Here is a 16420-nt window from a genome sequence, read left to right as displayed (position 1 = left end):
CGTCTCCGACCTCTGCCCGCAGCTAAAGCTTCTTCTGCAGTCTGGCCCGAAGCCAAATGGCAAACAGATTCATTCCAAGAACCAGCAAAACCAGCACAAGCGCTGTTCCGTACTGGAGCGGCCGCGTTTTTTCGATTTCCGTTCCTGCCGTAGCCAAAACATACACATGATATGGCAGCGCCATGACTTCACCAAAAATCGAATTCGGAAGCTTTGGCGTATAGAACACGGCAGAAGTGAACATGATGGCTGCGGTTTCTCCCGCAGCACGCGACAGGGCCAGAATAGCCCCGGTCAGCATCCCCGGAAACGCCGCAGGAAGCACCACGCTTCGAATGGTCTGCCAGCGGGTCGCTCCAAGGCCAAGCGAGGCTTCACGATAGGTGCTCGGCACATTGCGCAGGGCTTCTTCGGCCGTGCCAATGATGACAGGCAAAACCAGAACCGCAAGGGTCAGTACGCCAGATACAATGCTGACGCCCATTTTCAGGACGGTCACAAAAAAAGCCAGCCCAAAGAGGCCAAATACAACCGAAGGCACACCAGCAAGGTTATTGATGCCAAGGCGCAAAAAGCGCACGAGCTTTCGGGATCTGGCGTATTCATTCAGGTAAACAGCAGAGGCAACACCAAGCGGAAAAGCCACGGCCATAGCGCCAAAGGACAGAATCAGCGTGCCCACAATACAGGGGAAAATTCCACCCTCGGTCATGGAATTTCTGGGGAACGCCGTCAAAAATTCCCAGCTCAGGGCCGGGGCACCATTCCAGAGCAAAAATCCGCAAATGATGAACAGGGCCAAGGCATTCACGCCCGAAGCCGAGCGGAAAAGCGCAAAAAAGACACGCTCTTTGCGTCCTCGCTGCCCCTGTTGCGGATTTGGGCAGTACGCCTGCCGGATTCCACAGGGTTCATCTTGAACCAGCTGAAGCTTCTTCATCCGTTCCCTCACCTAAAGCGTTGAAGCGCCGACCTGTTTGTGCTTTTCAGCCAGGTAGTCAGCAATCATGTTGAAAAGCAGCGTAAAGACAAAGAGCACAATACCGGTCGCAAACAGCGCATGGTAGTGTTCCCCCCGAAACGGGGCCTCTGCCATTTCCGCAGCAATGGACGCGGGCATGGGACGAACCGGATCAAAAATCGAAAGCGGAATCAGGCCAGCACCACCAGCGACCATCAGCACGACCATTGTCTCACCAATAGCGCGGGACATGCCCAGAATGACCGCCGTGGAAATACCCGACAGGCTGGCAGGCAAAATGACCTTAAAAATGGTTTCACAGTGCGTGGCGCCAAGGGCAAGCGATGCTTCCTTGAGTTCCTTGGGCACGCTAAAAATAGCGTCCTCCGAAATGGAACAAATGGTCGGGACACTCATAAATGCCAACATGACACCGGCATTCAGCAGGTTCAGGCCCGTTGCGACGTTAAAGGTTTCCTGCAGGAACGGCGCAAACACGACCATACCGAAAAAGCCGATAACGACCGAGGGCAAGGCGGCAAGCATTTCCACAGTAGGCTTGACGATATTACGCACCCGGTAAGAGGCGATCTCTGCGAGATAAATAGCGGTCATGACTCCAAGGGGAATGGCAATCACCGACGAGACGACGGTGACAGCGATGGAGCCGACAAGCAGCGTAAAAATACCAAAATCAGCAGGGTCCGAAGTAGGATACCACTCCAGCCCAAAGAAAAATTTGGCCACGGGGTATTCCTGAAAAATGGGAAGACCTTCCATGAACAAAAAAAACACAATCAGGGCAAGGACAACAATTGACGTCATCGCAATGAGCAAAAAGCTCCTGTGAATCAATTTTTCCCTGCTTTTTCGTTGAAGACCCATACGCGTCTCTTTTCCTCTTTGTGGGACGTCTGCCCCAAAAAATCACGTATCAGATGCTCTCAATAGCGCCCCTACCGTGATGGCAGAGGCGCTTTTCTTAACGTTTCTTCTGGCAAAAACCGTTCAGACAGGCTGACTAATACAGCGGGATGTAGCCTGCTTCGCCAACGTACTTCTGCCCTTTCTTTGGATGCAGGAGGAACTTGATGAAAGCCTGCGTTTCGCCAGTGGGCCAGCCCTGCGTAAAGACAAACAGGGAGCGGGAAATCGGGAACTTGCCAGAAACGGCAGTCTCTGCGTTGCCTTCAACACCGCCGACCGACAGGGCCTTGAGAGAATCGTTGAGATAGCCAATGCCAATGTAGCCGATGGCGTTTTTGTTCTTGGATACAGCCTGAACAACTGCACCGTTGGACGCCTGAAGCAGAGCGCGGGGAGAAACGCGTTCCTTGTTCATAACCAGACCTTCCCAGGTCTCGTAGGTTCCAGAGGAGGAATCACGGGAAATCACAACGATGGGCTTGTCAGCGCCGCCAAGTTCCTTCCAGTTTTTGATTTCGCCTTTGTAGATGCTCTTGAGCTGAGCAAGAGTGAGGTCTTTGACTGCGTTGGAGGGGTGCACAACAGGAAGCAGTGCGTCGATACCAACGGCAAAGGGAACGGGGTATGCGCCATTTTCAACTGCGCGTTTGACTTCCTTCTGCTTGATGAAGCGGGAAGACATCGCCACGTCAGTGGTTCCGTCGATGATGGCCTTGATGCCATTGCCGGAGCCGCCGCCAGAAACAGAAATCCCCATGTCTGGATGAGCTGCCTGATATGCCTCAACAGCCTTCTGCATGATGGGCAGAACAGTGGTGGAGCCTTTCACATTCAGGTTACCAGCAAAGGCAGTGGAAACCATGGACAACGCCACAAGAGCAGTCAGAACAAAATGCTTCATGCGCATTATTTTTTCCTCCAAAAATTACAAAAAAAATACAGCCACGACGTTTGAAGAGGGTTCTATGAGCCTTCTGTGACAGCACTGTGACAGGCATTCGCTAACTCTGTGACAAATTCACTTTTCAAAACTGCCGGGAAGGCCCGAAACAAAAGGCTTCGCTCCCATTTTATAGCATCTCTTTGTGTCTAAATCATGTCGGGGGCAAGTTCTTGTCTGACAAGAGAAACTGCCGCAATGTGACAGAATCGTGTCAAAAAAAACGCGTCTTTTGGGCGCAAAAAAACCCGGCAGTTTCCTGCCGGGTCGTCATTTTTTTTTGCTGTGAACGGCTAGTCCAGAGTTTCAAACTCTCCCTTTTGCCGATTCTTGCGCACATTATCCCACGAAAAGATTTTTCCATTCATGGTGATGTAGGCACCTTCGGGCAAAAGCTGAACAGCGGAAAAGGCACAGCCCAAATTAAACAGGGCGTCGGAGTTCACAAAGGAATACGGAACCATCGCCCCAAGCAGGACAACGGTTTTTCCAGAAAGCTGCTGCCCCAGAAAGGCCGCTGTTTCTGGCATCGTATCTGTTCCGTGCGTTATCACGACCTTGTCTTCCGGGCAGGCTTTCACCCGCTCCAGAATGCACTCACGGTCAGCATCACTCATGTGCAGGCTGTCCTTGAGCATCACGGTTTCAATGGACACCTGTGCCGTGCACTTGGCCTGCCTCAGGATGTCTGTGATGTGCGTCTTGGTAAAAACAAGCTCGCCATCAAGCTGATTATATTCCTTGTCCAGTGTTCCACCGGTCACGAGAATACGAATCATGGCACGTCCTCCAGAAGCAGGACACACGCCCTGCCACTCTCATATGGTCTTAGGAGCCAGTAATAATCCGCCGCATGTCCTTCACGAAGCTGTGAATTTCTTCTGCGGTGGTGTCAAAGGAACAGACCCAGCGCACAGAACCCTCTTTTTCGTTCCAGACATAAAAGAACATCCGTTCCTGCAGGGCTTCGATGTGCTCGGCGGGCAACTTGGCAAAAACCTGATTGCTCTCAACCGGGGCAATGATTTCAATGCCCGGAACAGTCGCAGCCTCTTTGGCAAGAAGAGCGGCCATGTCATTGGCCTGCTGTGCGGAAGACCGCCACAGCTCATCTTTCAGAAAAGCGCTAAACTGCGCAGAAATAAAGCGCATTTTGCTTGGGAGCTGATTGCACTGCTTGCGAATCATAAAGAAATTTTCTGCCAATGCCGGATTCAAAAAGACAATGGCTTCGCCACACATCAGGCCATTTTTTGTTCCGCCAAAAGACAAAACATCAACGCCAGTGGCAGCTTCTCGAAGGGAAACACCAAGCGCCGCAGCAGCATTGCTGATTCGGGCACCGTCCATATGGACAAGCATTCCCTTGTCGTGCGCAAAATCCGTCAGTTCCCGCAGTTCTTCGGGGCTGTACACCGTCCCAAGTTCGGTGGCCTGCGACAGAGAAAGCACAGCGGGCTGCACGGCATGGGGATTACCCAGCCCAGCAAGCTGCGTCTCGACGTCCGCCACTGTCAGCTTGGCATCAGTGGACGGGCACGGCATGAGCTTTGCGCTCAAAATCCGCTCTGGTGCGCCCGTTTCGGCAACATTAATGTGCGCGCAGTCTGCGCAGACAATGCCTTCGTAGGGACGAAGCATTGCGGCGAGGGCTGTCACGTTGCATCCTGTGCCATTGAAAACAAAAAAGACTTCGACGCCTTCGCCAAATTCCTTGCGGAAATCTTCAACAGCGGCAGCCGAAAAATCATCATCTCCGTAGCCATGCACGTGGCCGACATTCGCGGCGGTGATGGCTTCCAAAATTACAGGATGAATTCCTGAATAATTGTCGCTTCCAAGAGCTTTGTCACAACGCATACTGTTCCTCCCTTTCTCATATGCAAAACGGGCATATCCAAGGGTTCGTCAAAAGTCGAGAGAAGACTGTACAAGCACAGGGTGCAGCACAAAACGCAGCCTAACGTCAGCTGCGGGCGCAGGGAAAACCGTGCACAAAGTACAGCGTCATCTTTGCCGCACCCTGTCCAAAAGGGAGAAATCACGCAAAAAACTAGGCCGAAGCTCCAGCCAGTGCACTGTGCTTCAACTGCTGGTTGCACTCATTAAGTTTCTGGATAAGCTCCATCATTTCTACCGTCTGGTTCACCCGCCACGAAAATTCCTCTGCGGAAAACGGTTTCGCCAAAAAGTCATTGGCTCCGAGCTTCAAAAACTTCGCGGTCATGGCAGTACCGCCAGCGCCAGAAATACCCACAATAGCCAGCTCACGCTTGCAGTATTTTTTTCTCAGAGCGCTGCACAGGGCAAAGCCGTCCATCTCTGGCATTTCCCAGTCCGTAACCACAACCTTGACCTGTCCTTTGCTCTGCTCCACCAGCGCAAGGGCCTCAGCTCCATTTGCGGCCTCCAGCACCTGAAAATTCTGGCAGGACAAAAGATTTCGGACCACATTTCTGGCAGCTCTGGAGTCATCCACCACCAAAGCCTGAATAAACTGGTTACGGAAAAGCCGAGACAGACCATCCACAACGCTATCCAGCACCACCATGCTCTCCTTGAGCACATAGTCCGCGACATTGCGCTCCAGAAGCGAATCACGCACTTCATCATGGAAGGTCGCAGTCAGCACAATGCTCGGCAGGTGCGCGGCCATTGTCAGGTCCACAGCCTCCCCGTCCGGAGCATCTGGCAAGTTCAGATCAACCACAGCAGCAAACAGTTCATCCCGCTGTGCGCTTATGATTTCGGCAGCTTCTTCCAGTGTCGAAGCCCATACAGTGGTAAAATTCGTCAGCCCTTCAATGTGCCGCGAAACAATCTTCGCCTGCACATGGCTATCCTCAATTACCAGCACCCGCATGGCCACATCCTTTACAGTCTGCTCGCTCATAAATTCTCCCTGCCACAAACGTGGCAACCCCCGGCAGCACAAGGCCACCGGGGTGAATTACTGTTATCTACGGACTCGACGGACAGTTTTACCGACCAACTCTGGAAAGCGATTTGCGGTAATCTTCAACGCCCTGAACAATGCCATCAGCGACACGTTCAAGATACGTAGTACTCCGCAAAAGCTTCACCTCTGTCGGGTTTGTAATGTACCCCATTTCCACAAGAATTGCAGGCATTCGCGCTCCTACCAAAACAAAGAACGGTGCCCCTCTGGCTCCGTGGTCCTTGATTCCGCGATAATGCCGCCGCAGACCAGTGACGCAGCGCTTTTGAACCAGCGTTGCCAGCTCTCGTGATTCCTTCATCTTAAAGCTGTTCACCAAATCGAGAACGATTTTCTGCGTGTCGGAAATGCGTACAGGGTCGACATTATTTTCCTTGGCAGCCAGTCGCAGAACAATATTGTTCCGGGCCTTGCCAAGGTAATATGTCTCAAAGCCTCGGACAGACGCTTTTCTGTTTGCATTGCAGTGCAAAGAGATAAACAGGTCAGCTTTCTTAATGTTCGCCGCCATAGCACGGTCTTCGAGCTGCACTTTATAGTCTGTGGTTCGGGTGTACAGCACCCGGTACCCTTTTCTCTCAAATTTCTTTCCCAGAATTTTTGCAGCCTTGAGCGCTACTTCTTTTTCCCGGGTCCGAATTTTCCAGTGCTTGCGACCGCGCTTGTCCTTCCACCAGACTTTATCCAGCGCACCGGGATCAATCCCGCCATGCCCGGCATCAATCATGATGGTCTTAAATGTCATGCCAAGCTGCGCCAAAACATCAGACGCAACTTTTCGTTCCTTGTATGTTGGCTTGTGATCCCGCTTCACAGGCGGCAGCTTCTTTGCTGCGGCGTGTGTCACCACGGCTGGAGCAGGACTATCACCATCACCGTACACGTCGACCACAATCCGAAAAGGATTCTGGAGCGTAAACATGTGATATTTCTGCATGGACTGAAAATCAAAAACCACACGCGCCGTGCTGGAATCATTCTGACCAGCCCGGACACCATTCAGGATGCCATCCTTGACCATGACGCGGGCAGCAAGGTCTTTCCCAAGCCGCGTTTTTTCGAGGTCAACAAAAAGGCGATGCATCTTGCCATGCTTTGGGTCGGGGGCAAGCGTATGGTCTTCAAAATTGATTTCCCGGTCCAGATCCAGAACCACACGGGTGTAGGTATCACCACTGCGGTGCCGAATGTCCGTGAGTCGCGCAATTCCCGTTGTGCGCACCCGACGGCGAGGCTGCTTGAACACCGCAACAGATGCCACACTCTTTTGCGATGTTTTCGCAGAGGCAACGCGTGTTGGGCGGTCCATCTTTCGCAGCATGGCATTGGCATTTGCCACCATGTCGCCGTGAGGGAAATTTCTTTTGAGTTCAATCAGGTCAGCATAAGCCTGATCTTCTTTTTTCAGGTAGGTATACGAAACATATGCCTTGCGGTACAGACAATCATCCCGCCAGCTATTTGACGCCGGAAAGCTGTCAAAAGCACGCTGGTAGCGCACCACAGCCTCTTCAAAATCATCCCGCCGTCCAGAGCGTTTGCCCAGCTCTTCATACGTCTGCCCGCTGTGATACAGCGAACGCGGTGCATACAGCCCCGCTCCACGTTTTTCTCCAAGGGCATCAAAGACTCGCGCCAAACGCAGGCAGTCATCCCGCGTCACGCTTTTGGAACGCCGAAATCCCTTGAGCCTGTCCACAGCCTCGTCATACACGGTGCGCACAGAGCGAGGCACCCGCGAATCAGGAATCATGGACCGGGGTGGAGAAGGTCGCCGCGCAGCCTTTATTCTGGCCTCTGGCACACCTTTTTTTGCCAGCATTGCCAGGGTCTGCCGGGCGTCACGCGCCTTGTCCCCTCCGGGGTAGCGTTGCAGCAACAGCTGTAAATCTTTGGCCGCACCACCCGCATCATTCAGGCGCTCATACCGAAGCATTGCCTTACGATACAGACAGTCATCGGCCCAGCTATGATTTCTTGAGAAACGGTTTTCGGCCCGCTGATACGCGTCAACCGCAGTACGGGCATCGCGCTTCAGCCATGAATTTCTGGCCAGCTCTTCGTAGGAGCGTGCCATAAAATATAACGCTTTTGGAGCATAAGAACTTGAAGGGTTCTTGCTCAGAACACGCTTAAAACGGGAATGGACACTCGTCCACATGTCCCGGCGCTTGGACAGGGATGATGATTTTTCCACACGCTGGAACTGGGCCACAGCCTCCTGATACATTTTGGCCTGTGTTGCAGCCTGTGCCGAGGACTGAAAAGAAAAAAAGAAACAGAACACGGAAAAAAGCAGCATCAAAAATACTGTTTTCTTTCTTTCCGCGAAGGGCAGTCTGTAGGGGTGTATGTGCATGAATACCGCTGGGGTTATCAGGTAAAGAAGAGAGCGACCCGGCCCGTGAAAGACGCACAAGTCATTCAAATTGCATAGTACATATCCGGCATAGACACATTTCTGCAAGTCCTGACAGGTGTCTCCTCGCGTTGAACCCCCTGTCTGCACATCGCATGTTCCAGCCTCACCAGCCATGATACAGGGTCTGAACTTTTTTTCCAACGCTGTGCACGTCTTGGGTTGCGGCAGCATTCCTCAAGGCCAGCCCCAAAGCTTTTCCGCACAGCCTCAAAGCACTCTCCAGCCTCCCTCATTCCTCTGCTTTTTTTCTTTCTTTACGAAAGCATATATTCTTTCCGCGTCAATTTTCTTTTTTCCCCACAAAAAAAGACCCACTTCATAATGAAGCAGGCCTTTGCTCAAAAAAAACTCTAGTCTTCGACAAGCTCAGCAAGCCGGGCTTCAATGACTTCCCAGCGTTCCAGCAAGGCATCAAGCTGAGGAGAAAGCCCTTCCAGCTCTTCGGAACAGCTGGCAAAGCCCTGAGGATCTCGACCATAAAAATCAGGATCTTCCAGCTTTTTGCCCAACTCTTCCTGCCGTGCCTCCAGCTCTTCCAGCTTTTGCGGAAGCGCATCAAGCTCTTCCTGCAACTGGTCACGCTCGCGCTTTTCGCCAAAGCTCAGCTTTCGCTTCCCATCAGCACGTACTCGCTCACGCTTCTTTGCAGGCTTTGGAGCCTCCTGCGCCTCATCAGCATAGGTACTGCGCTGGCGCTGCCAGTCATCATAGCCGCCAACGTATTCGCGAACTTCCCCGTCATCATCAAAGGCAATGGTGGATGTCACCACGTTATTCAAAAATGCACGGTCATGGCTCACGACAATAACGGTCCCTGAGTACTGCATCAGCAGTTCTTCCAGCAGATCAAGTGTCTCTGCATCAAGGTCGTTTGTGGGTTCGTCAAGCACCAGCACGTTTGCGGGCTGAGTAAAAAGCTTGGCCAAAAGCAGGCGGTTTCGCTCGCCACCCGACAAAGCATGAACCTTGGTTCGCGCCCGGTCGCGGGAGAACAAAAAGTCCTGCAAATAGCCCATGACGTGCTTTCTTCGCCCGTCAATCGTCACCCAGTCATTGCCCTCGGCAACAGCTTCGTAGGCTCGAACATCTGGGTCCAGCACGCTGCGGAGCTGGTCAAAGTACGCAACCTCGAGCTTGGTTCCCAGTCGCACAGAGCCAGCGTCTGGCGTCAGCTCGCCCAGAAGCACCCGCAGCAGGGTTGTTTTGCCCGCACCGTTTGGGCCAATAATGCCCACCCGGTCGCCACGCATAATTGCCGCAGAAAAATCTGTAAAAATTTTGTGCTCGCCAAAACTCAAAGATATATTTTCCGCCTCCGCAACCAGCTTTCCGGACAGCCCGCCTTCCTGGAGCTGCATTTTGGCCAGCCCCGGACGGTAACGCCGCTTTTGCCGCTGCTCCCGCATCTTATGCAGGTCGCGCAGACGGCCCTGATTTCGGTGACGTCGTGCAGTAACGCCCTTTCTCAGCCAGACCTCTTCTTCGGCCAGCTTGATCTCAAAGCGTTCCCACTCTTTTTCCTCAGCATGAAGCAGCTCTTCCTTGCGCACAAGGTACGTATCGTAGTCACAGCTCCAGTCCGAGATATGTCCCCGGTCCAGCTCCACTATTCGCGTTGCCAGACGCCGCAGCAGTGCGCGGTCATGGGTCACAAAAAACAGCGTCTTGACGTGGCGCAAAAGAAAATCTTCCAGCCATGTAATAGACTCAATGTCCAAATGGTTGGTCGGCTCGTCCAAAAGCAGCACATCCGGGTCGCTTGCCAAGGCTCGCGCCAGCATGACCCGGCGTTTCAGGCCGCCAGACAAGGCAGAGAATTCCGCGTCGGCGTCCAGTTTCAATCGGGACAGCACAGTCTCAACGGTCTGGTACGACTCCCAGCCACCGCTTGCATCAACAGCCTGCTGTGCGTTTTCCAGCTCCGGCATTTGTGAGGCGTCTTTTTCCACGGCCGCAACTGCCCGGCGGTAGGCCGACAGTGCCGTGCCCATATCACCGATTCCAGCAGCAACAACATCAAAGACCCGCCCCTCAATATCCTGCGGAACGTCCTGCGAAAGTCGTGCAATTCGAGTGCCCTTGCTCACAAGGACTTCGCCCCCGTCAGCCTTCATCTCGCCACAGACAATGCGCATCAGAGAAGACTTGCCCTCGCCATTACGGCCAACAAGGCAAACCCTCTCCCCTTCTTCAATCTGCATTCCAACACCGTCGAGCACCGGATGGTCAGAAAAGGCCAGCCGGATGTCGCGGAGACTCAAAAGCGCCACGTCATAAACCCCGCTACCGCTTCATGTTGATAAACTGCAGAGGCAGCTCAATCTTGCTCGCCTGAAGCTCCTGAATAACAGCCTGAAGCTCGTCAATCTGCTTGCCCTGCACTCGGACCTGATCGTCCTGAATGGATGCCTGAATTTTTTTCAGTTTCAGGTCCTTAATAAATTTTACAATCTTCTTGGCCTGATCTTTCTCAATGCCCTGAAGAATGCGAACTTCCTGTTTGAGAGCGCCAAGAGAAGTCCCTTCGGGGTCCTTGAACTCCAAAACACGGGAATCTACCTTGCGGCGTGTGAAATGGGAAATCAGCATTTCGCGCAGTGCCTTGATCTTCATCTCGTCACCCGTCACGATATTAATGATCCCGTCCTTTCGGTTCAGGCTCACCTCAGTGGTTACACCACGGAAATCGTAGCGAGTTGCGACTTCTTTCAGCACGTTATTCACGGCGTTATCCACTTCCTGCATATCTACACGGCTTACGATGTCAAAAGATGCCATAAGCAACTGTCTCCTTCTTGGTATTCATAAAAAAATATCTGGTCCGCAGTTCATAAAGATTTTCAAGCAAGCTTGTAAAGCTCACCCCCCAATAATCATTTCCACCCTTTTTTGACGTGCATCAAAGTCAAACACGAATTTTCTCCGTATATATGATAAAACAGAACGCAAAAAAGGAGAAAAACCATGACGCAGCCTCATGCAATGCGCAACATAGATTTTGCCACCGTCCACGACCTTCGGGAACTTATTGAATATTCAGAAGGTCAGGTCATCAGCCGAAGCATCGTTCAGATGCCCAATATTACTGTAACTCTTTTTGCCTTTGCCCAGGGCGAAGGCCTTTCGGCTCACACGGCTCACGGTGATGCCCTTGTACAAGTACTTGACGGAATAGCTATTATTACTATTAATGGCGTCGAACACACGGTACAGGCTGGCCAAAGTATAGTAATGCCCGCAGGTGAGCCGCACGCGTTGCGCGCCGAGCAGCCTTTTCAGATGCTGCTTACCGTTGTGACCCCCTAACGAAAAAATCCACCCTCAAAGGAGAGAGTAATGGCCCCGAAATCTGCACCAGACGGAGCAATCCTCCAGCGCGACAAAGAAACCTACGCAATCGTCCCCCGTACCCCAATGGGTATGCTCAACGCCGAATACCTTGAGCGCATTCTCAACGTCGTCAAAGAATACAAGATCCCCATCGTCAAAATCACCTCCGGCCAGCGTCTCGCCCTCGTCGGCATGACAGAAGACCAGATCGACCCCATTTGGGACGCCCTCGGACGTGACATCGGTCGCGCTACCGAACTCTGTGTCCACTATGTGCAGGCCTGCCCCGGAACTGCCGTCTGTAAATTCGGCAAGCAGGACAGTCTCGGACTCGGTCAGGAACTCGAAGAAAAATACCTCGGCGTCGACTTCCCCGCCAAGGTTAAATTCGGTATCTCCGGCTGCCCCCTCTCCTGTGCCGAAGGCAAAGTCCGCGACATCGGTGTCTACGGCTCTGCCAAAGGCTTTACCCTCACCTTTGGCGGCATTGCAGGTCTCAACCCCCGTATTGCCGACGTCATTGCTGAGGATATCTCTCGCGAGGAACTCGTCGCACTCATCGACAAGCTCCTCTCTTATTACAAAGAAAACGCCCGCAAGCGCGAGCGCTCTTCAAAATTCGTCGACCGCGTCGGAATCGACGTCATCAAGGCCGCAGTCTTATAAGTGTGGGCGGGGACTCTGTCCCCGCACCCCTGCAAGGGGCGCAGTTTTATTGGGGCGCTGCCCCAAACCCTGCAAGGGGCCTAGGGTGGGCGGGGACTCTGTCCCCGCACCTCTGCAAGGGGCGCCGCCCCTTGACCCCGCCCAAGGACGAGGCCCTTGGGAATCCCGATTTCGCCCGAAATAAAAGGGGCCGGATGAGTGAAAGCCGTTGGCTTTCCCCTTCATCCGGCCCCTTTTTTTCGGCCTAATTAACTAAGCGTGTGTTCTTTTTCTTTGCGCTCCAACCCTTTCTTTTTGAACGCTCGCGTTCAGAAAGAAAATGGTGGCAACGCACGGGAAAGAGAAAGAAGCCGCTTTAGGCAGCCCCAACAAGTTTAAAAGCCGTGCAAGCGAAGCTTGCACGGCTTTTAAACTCGATGAGGATACGTAAGGGAATCATTCCCTTACGCGGGGGTTTGGGGGCAGCGCCCCCATCTTCCCCCACCCACCCATCCAGCGCTAACGCGCTGGGGCAGGCCCCAATTTCACCCACTCGCCTATCCGGTGCTACCGAGCACGGCGGTCGAGTTTTTGAACGAGGAAGCGAGAGAGCCAAAAGGAGAAGGCGATCCAAGTGAGGATAGCGAGGGCGAGGCCAACGGAGCGTCCCTGAAAAAAGTCTGAGCGGGGGATGCCCGTTGTTCCGAGAAAGCTAAACGCTCCCCAGAGTATGAGCTGGATGAGCTGTGAAGTACTGCGAATAAGTCGGTGTTTTTTGCCAAGAAAGAGGCCGAGGAACCAGACAAGAAACAGTATGATGACGAAGAGTTTAAACATGCCTGTACCTTTTTTAGGTTGCGACGTTGCTGGATACGTACCGATTTTTGAAGAGAAAGGCCAGACAGGCGGGGCAGGTGACGGGGCAAAAAAAGGGCCGTCCTTTTTGGGGACGGCCCTTGAGCTTTCGCAGTAGATGCGGAAGACGGATGAATTACATCATGCCGCCCATTCCGCCCATGCCGCCCATGCCACCTGCGGGCATAGCGGGCATAGCAGCGCCCTTATCGTCGGGCTTCTCAACGATTGCGCACTCGGTGGTCAGCAGGAGGCCAGCCACGGAAGCAGCATTCTGAAGAGCGGTACGGGTCACCTTCTTAGGATCGATGACACCGGCCTTGATGAGGTCTTCGTACTCGCAGGAAGCGGCGTTGAAACCAAAGCCGTCCTTGTTGTCACGGACCTTTTCAACAACGATGGAGCCTTCGAGGCCAGCGTTGTTAGCGATCATGCGGAGAGGCTCTTCGATAGCGCGGGCAATGATAGCCACGCCGGAAGCTTCGTCGTCGTCTGCGGGGGTAACCTTTTCGAGGACCTTGGAGCAGCGGACGAGAGCCACACCACCGCCGGGGACGATGCCCTCTTCGACAGCAGCGCGGGTAGCGTTCAGAGCGTCTTCGACACGAGCTTTCTTTTCTTTCATCTCGGTCTCGGTAGCAGCGCCGACGTTGATGACTGCGACACCGCCAACGATCTTAGCGAGGCGCTCCTGGAGCTTTTCGCGATCGTAGTCGGAGGAAGTCTCGTCGATCTGAGCGCGGAGCTGAGCAACGCGAGCTTTGATGTTTTCGGCTTCGCCAGCACCGTCAACGATGGTGGTGTTTTCCTTGTCGATAACAACGCGCTTAGCGGTACCGAGGTCGTTCACGCTGACGTTCTCGAGCTTGAGGCCGAGGTCTTCGGAGACAACCTGACCACCGGTAAGGATGGCGATGTCCTTGAGCATTTCCTTGCGGCGCTCACCAAAGCCAGGAGCCTTGATAGCAACAACATTCAGGATGCCGCGGAGCTTGTTCACAACGAGGGTAGCCAGAGCTTCGCCGTCGACGTCTTCAGCAATGATGACGAGGGGCTTGGACATCTTGGCAACCTGCTCGAGGCAAGGCAGCAGATCCTTCATGTTGGAAATTTTCTTCTCGTGGATGAGGATAAGAGGCTCTTCCATTTCGCAGATCATCTTCTCAGGATTGGTCACGAAGTAGGGAGAGAGGTAGCCACGGTCGAACTGCATGCCTTCAACGACATCCAGAGTGGTCTCGAGGCCCTTAGCTTCTTCAACAGTGATGACGCCCTCTTTGCCGACCTTGTTCATGGCCTCAGCAATGATGTTACCAATGGTAGCGTCGTTGTTGGCGGAGATGGTGCCAACCTGAGCGATCTCTTTCTGGTCGCGGGTAGGCTTGGCAAGCTTTGCCAGCTCTTCGTTCAGAGCAGCAACAGCCTTGTCAACGCCGCGCTTGATGCCCATGGGGCTACGACCAGCGGTCACGAGCTTAACGCCTTCGTGGAAGATAGCCTGAGCCAGAACGGTAGCGGTAGTGGTACCGTCACCAGCAACGTCAGAAGTCTTGGAAGCAACTTCCTTAACCATCTGAGCGCCCATGTTCTCGAACTTGTCTTCGATCTCGACTTCCTTGGCAACGGTCACGCCGTCCTTGGTGATGATCGGGGAACCGAAAGACTTTTCGATAACAACGTTACGGCCCTTGGGTCCAAGGGTAACCTTGACGGCGTTGGCGAGGGTGTCAACACCGTTCTTCATTTTTTCACGAACTTTGGCGTCAAAAAGAATCTCTTTGGCCATTTGGATCTCTCCTTAAGAAATATATTCGAAGTCGCTAAATTTATGCTTCAATAATAGCCAAGATGTCTTCCTCGCGCATGACGAGGTGCTCCTGGCCTTCGATTTTGATCTCGGTACCGGCGTACTTGTTGAAGAGAACCATGTCGCCCTCTTTCACGCTCATAGCGATAACGTTGCCAGCTTCGTCCTTTTTGCCAGGACCAACAGCGACAACCTGAGCCTTCATAGGCTTCTCTTTAGCGGTATCAGGAATGATGATACCACCGGCAGAAACTTCCTCACCCTCAAGGCGCTTGACCAGAACGCGATCGTTCAACGGTTTCAGCTTCATTTGGAATCCTCCATTAGCGAATTTTTTCAGCTGTCAGCACTCGTTAATAAGTGAGTGCCAAAACGATGTTCAGCAGTTATAGCGAGATTACGTAAAAAGCAAACCCCATTTGAGGGGCAACGCCAAGAGAAGTAAATCAGAAGCCCGGATAGTCAACACCTCAAGAGCAATTTTTTTTGAAAACTCACCAAGAAAATCAACAAAGAGGCAGAAGCCTCCTGCGATAGTTTGCAAATCCCCATCAAAACGATACCCTGTTTTCACCGCGGCTGGCAGACTCCCCTGCGCCGGGAACGTCTTTTCTGAGGATCACCCATGATTCGCAAGACAGTATTTTTGTCTATTGCCCTGTGCATGGTAAGCCTGAGCCTTTTTGCGTGCTCGGATCAGGAACCCGCAAAACGGGTTGATCTTTCCCGGCGGGAAGAAATCACATTCCAAAAAGACAAACGCGAAATCACCTACGCCTACCTGCCCCAGTATTCACATAGCGTTTCCTACAAACGCCACCATAAGCTTGTTGAATACCTTGCCAAAACAACGGGCCTCAGCTTCCGCCAGGTCTTTCCGGACACCTTTGCCGAACATATGACAATGGTCGAGGAAGGGCTGATTGATATTTCGTTCTCCAACCCATTTATTTATGTCAAAATAGCAGACCGCTACGGCGCACGAGCCTTTGCCAGAACCGAAGAGGAAGATCAGGGTACCCACTTCCGGGGGCAGATCATCGTGCGGGCCGACAATCCAAGTATTCAAAAAATTGAAGACGTCAAAGGTCAGCACTGGATCGCAGTCGATCCTAGCTCTGCTGGCGGCTACCTCTTTGCACTGGGGTATTTCATCGACCATGGCATCAGCAAAAACGACTTTGCAGAAATCGCTTTTGCTCCCGGCCCCGGCGGCAAACAGGAAAAAGTCGTACTCGGAGTGTACTCCGGCCGCTATGGTGTTGGTTCCATTCGCGAGGGAGCGCTTGAAATCATGCGCGAGAGCATCGATACCACCCGCATCAAGATACTTGCCACGACTCCGTGGTATCCGGGCTGGGTCTACTCCGCCAGAAAAGGCCTTGATCCTGATGTGGTTCTCAAAATTTCCCAGGCCATGACCTCCCTTTCCATGGACAACCCAGAAGAAAAAGACATCCTGCGCCGCGCCAAAATCATCAGCATTCTTCCGGCACAGGACAGTGATTTTAATTCCATACGAGAGCTGATTCGCAAAACTGGCGTTGATGCCCAGTAAAAGGAACGACGGAACA

At 52.9% G+C, this 16420-nt stretch carries 16 protein-coding genes; 4 read left to right on the top strand and 12 right to left on the bottom strand.

From position 1 onward, the window contains the following. Positions 1 to 22: 22 nt before the first annotated feature. The 9 genes from pstA to B5D23_RS00190 all read right to left on the bottom strand — a co-directional run bounded on the left by pstA (position 23) and on the right by B5D23_RS00190 (position 10987). Positions 23 to 940: a phosphate ABC transporter permease PstA gene (gene pstA / locus B5D23_RS00230; RefSeq protein WP_078683382.1), complete on the bottom strand. Its 918-nt coding sequence runs from the start codon at positions 938 to 940 to the stop codon at positions 23 to 25. Positions 941 to 952: 12 nt separating this feature from the next. Continuing rightward, complete coding sequence (gene pstC, locus B5D23_RS00225) at positions 953 to 1846, bottom strand: phosphate ABC transporter permease subunit PstC (protein WP_078683381.1); 894 nt, start codon at positions 1844 to 1846, stop codon at positions 953 to 955. A gap of 136 nt (positions 1847 to 1982) precedes the next feature. Beyond that, positions 1983 to 2789, bottom strand: a complete 807-nt coding sequence (locus B5D23_RS00220) for a phosphate ABC transporter substrate-binding protein (protein WP_431830562.1) — start codon at positions 2787 to 2789, stop codon at positions 1983 to 1985. Between the two features lie 332 nt (positions 2790 to 3121). Then, positions 3122 to 3607, bottom strand: coding sequence for an asparaginase domain-containing protein (locus B5D23_RS00215; protein WP_078683379.1), 486 nt, complete (start codon positions 3605 to 3607; stop codon positions 3122 to 3124). A 49-nt stretch (positions 3608 to 3656) separates the two neighbouring features. Continuing rightward, the gene (locus B5D23_RS00210) at positions 3657 to 4688 is read right to left on the bottom strand and encodes a threonine aldolase family protein (RefSeq protein ID WP_078683378.1); all 1032 of its coding nucleotides are present in this window, start codon (positions 4686 to 4688) and stop codon (positions 3657 to 3659) included. 193 nt (positions 4689 to 4881) lie between these two features. Then, positions 4882 to 5721 carry a response regulator gene (locus B5D23_RS00205; RefSeq protein ID WP_078683377.1) on the bottom strand — a complete coding sequence of 280 codons (840 nt, stop codon included), beginning with the start codon at positions 5719 to 5721 and terminating at the stop codon, positions 4882 to 4884. Between the two features lie 88 nt (positions 5722 to 5809). Beyond that, complete coding sequence (locus B5D23_RS00200; RefSeq protein ID WP_234985056.1) at positions 5810 to 8089, bottom strand: N-acetylmuramoyl-L-alanine amidase; 2280 nt, start codon at positions 8087 to 8089, stop codon at positions 5810 to 5812. 470 nt (positions 8090 to 8559) lie between these two features. Further along, a complete protein-coding gene (gene abc-f, locus B5D23_RS00195) occupies positions 8560 to 10479 on the bottom strand; it encodes a ribosomal protection-like ABC-F family protein (RefSeq protein WP_078683375.1) in 1920 nt (639 codons plus the stop codon). Positions 10480 to 10492: 13 nt separating this feature from the next. Further along, the gene (locus B5D23_RS00190; protein ID WP_078683374.1) at positions 10493 to 10987 is read right to left on the bottom strand and encodes a YajQ family cyclic di-GMP-binding protein; all 495 of its coding nucleotides are present in this window, start codon (positions 10985 to 10987) and stop codon (positions 10493 to 10495) included. Positions 10988 to 11173: 186 nt separating this feature from the next. Between B5D23_RS00190 and B5D23_RS00185 the strand changes: the two genes are divergently transcribed. After that, positions 11174 to 11515, top strand: a complete 342-nt coding sequence (locus B5D23_RS00185; protein ID WP_078683373.1) for a cupin domain-containing protein — start codon at positions 11174 to 11176, stop codon at positions 11513 to 11515. Positions 11516 to 11545: 30 nt separating this feature from the next. Beyond that, the gene (locus B5D23_RS00180) at positions 11546 to 12205 is read left to right on the top strand and encodes a nitrite/sulfite reductase domain-containing protein (RefSeq protein ID WP_078683372.1); all 660 of its coding nucleotides are present in this window, start codon (positions 11546 to 11548) and stop codon (positions 12203 to 12205) included. Between the two features lie 546 nt (positions 12206 to 12751). On the opposite strand, the gene B5D23_RS00175 is transcribed toward B5D23_RS00180, so the two are convergent. After that, positions 12752 to 13021, bottom strand: a complete 270-nt coding sequence (locus tag B5D23_RS00175; protein WP_078683371.1) for a hypothetical protein — start codon at positions 13019 to 13021, stop codon at positions 12752 to 12754. Between B5D23_RS00175 and B5D23_RS14965 the strand changes: the two genes are divergently transcribed. Continuing rightward, the gene (locus B5D23_RS14965; protein WP_159445857.1) at positions 13020 to 13157 is read left to right on the top strand and encodes a hypothetical protein; all 138 of its coding nucleotides are present in this window, start codon (positions 13020 to 13022) and stop codon (positions 13155 to 13157) included. The two genes, B5D23_RS00175 and B5D23_RS14965, sit on opposite strands and share 2 nt — an antisense overlap. Positions 13158 to 13175: 18 nt before the next feature. Here the strand turns inward: B5D23_RS14965 and groL are convergent, their stop codons facing one another. Both groL and groES read right to left on the bottom strand, forming a co-directional pair. Continuing rightward, positions 13176 to 14825: a chaperonin GroEL gene (groL, locus tag B5D23_RS00170; protein ID WP_078683370.1), complete on the bottom strand. Its 1650-nt coding sequence runs from the start codon at positions 14823 to 14825 to the stop codon at positions 13176 to 13178. A 40-nt stretch (positions 14826 to 14865) separates the two neighbouring features. Then, positions 14866 to 15156: a co-chaperone GroES gene (gene groES / locus B5D23_RS00165; RefSeq protein ID WP_078683369.1), complete on the bottom strand. Its 291-nt coding sequence runs from the start codon at positions 15154 to 15156 to the stop codon at positions 14866 to 14868. Positions 15157 to 15471: 315 nt separating this feature from the next. On the opposite strand from groES, the gene B5D23_RS00160 reads away from it, so the two are divergent. Then, on the top strand, positions 15472 to 16404 hold the full coding sequence (locus B5D23_RS00160) for a phosphate/phosphite/phosphonate ABC transporter substrate-binding protein (protein WP_078683368.1): 933 nt from the start codon (positions 15472 to 15474) through the stop codon (positions 16402 to 16404). Positions 16405 to 16420: the final 16 nt, after the last annotated feature.

This window comes from Desulfobaculum bizertense DSM 18034, assembly GCF_900167065.1.
Lineage (GTDB): Bacteria > Desulfobacterota > Desulfovibrionia > Desulfovibrionales > Desulfovibrionaceae > Desulfobaculum > Desulfobaculum bizertense.
The sequence above is the reverse complement of the archived record's forward strand: the minus strand, read 5'-3'. Positions and strand labels throughout refer to the sequence as shown.

Coding starts and splice junctions, on each gene's coding strand:
- B5D23_RS00205 (WP_078683377.1), bottom strand. CDS start 5,721: ATGAGCGAGCAGACTGTAAAGGATGTGGCCATGCGGGTGCTGGTAATT.
- B5D23_RS00220 (WP_431830562.1), bottom strand. CDS start 2,789: ATGAAGCATTTTGTTCTGACTGCTCTTGTGGCGTTGTCCATGGTTTCC.
- B5D23_RS14965 (WP_159445857.1), top strand. CDS start 13,020: ATGCCTGTACCTTTTTTAGGTTGCGACGTTGCTGGATACGTACCGATT.
- groL (WP_078683370.1), bottom strand. CDS start 14,825: ATGGCCAAAGAGATTCTTTTTGACGCCAAAGTTCGTGAAAAAATGAAG.
- pstC (WP_078683381.1), bottom strand. CDS start 1,846: ATGGGTCTTCAACGAAAAAGCAGGGAAAAATTGATTCACAGGAGCTTT.
- B5D23_RS00185 (WP_078683373.1), top strand. CDS start 11,174: ATGACGCAGCCTCATGCAATGCGCAACATAGATTTTGCCACCGTCCAC.
- B5D23_RS00160 (WP_078683368.1), top strand. CDS start 15,472: ATGATTCGCAAGACAGTATTTTTGTCTATTGCCCTGTGCATGGTAAGC.
- B5D23_RS00215 (WP_078683379.1), bottom strand. CDS start 3,607: ATGATTCGTATTCTCGTGACCGGTGGAACACTGGACAAGGAATATAAT.
- pstA (WP_078683382.1), bottom strand. CDS start 940: ATGAAGAAGCTTCAGCTGGTTCAAGATGAACCCTGTGGAATCCGGCAG.
- B5D23_RS00175 (WP_078683371.1), bottom strand. CDS start 13,021: ATGTTTAAACTCTTCGTCATCATACTGTTTCTTGTCTGGTTCCTCGGC.
- B5D23_RS00190 (WP_078683374.1), bottom strand. CDS start 10,987: ATGGCATCTTTTGACATCGTAAGCCGTGTAGATATGCAGGAAGTGGAT.
- groES (WP_078683369.1), bottom strand. CDS start 15,156: ATGAAGCTGAAACCGTTGAACGATCGCGTTCTGGTCAAGCGCCTTGAG.
- B5D23_RS00210 (WP_078683378.1), bottom strand. CDS start 4,688: ATGCGTTGTGACAAAGCTCTTGGAAGCGACAATTATTCAGGAATTCAT.
- B5D23_RS00200 (WP_234985056.1), bottom strand. CDS start 8,089: ATGCTGCTTTTTTCCGTGTTCTGTTTCTTTTTTTCTTTTCAGTCCTCG.
- B5D23_RS00180 (WP_078683372.1), top strand. CDS start 11,546: ATGGCCCCGAAATCTGCACCAGACGGAGCAATCCTCCAGCGCGACAAA.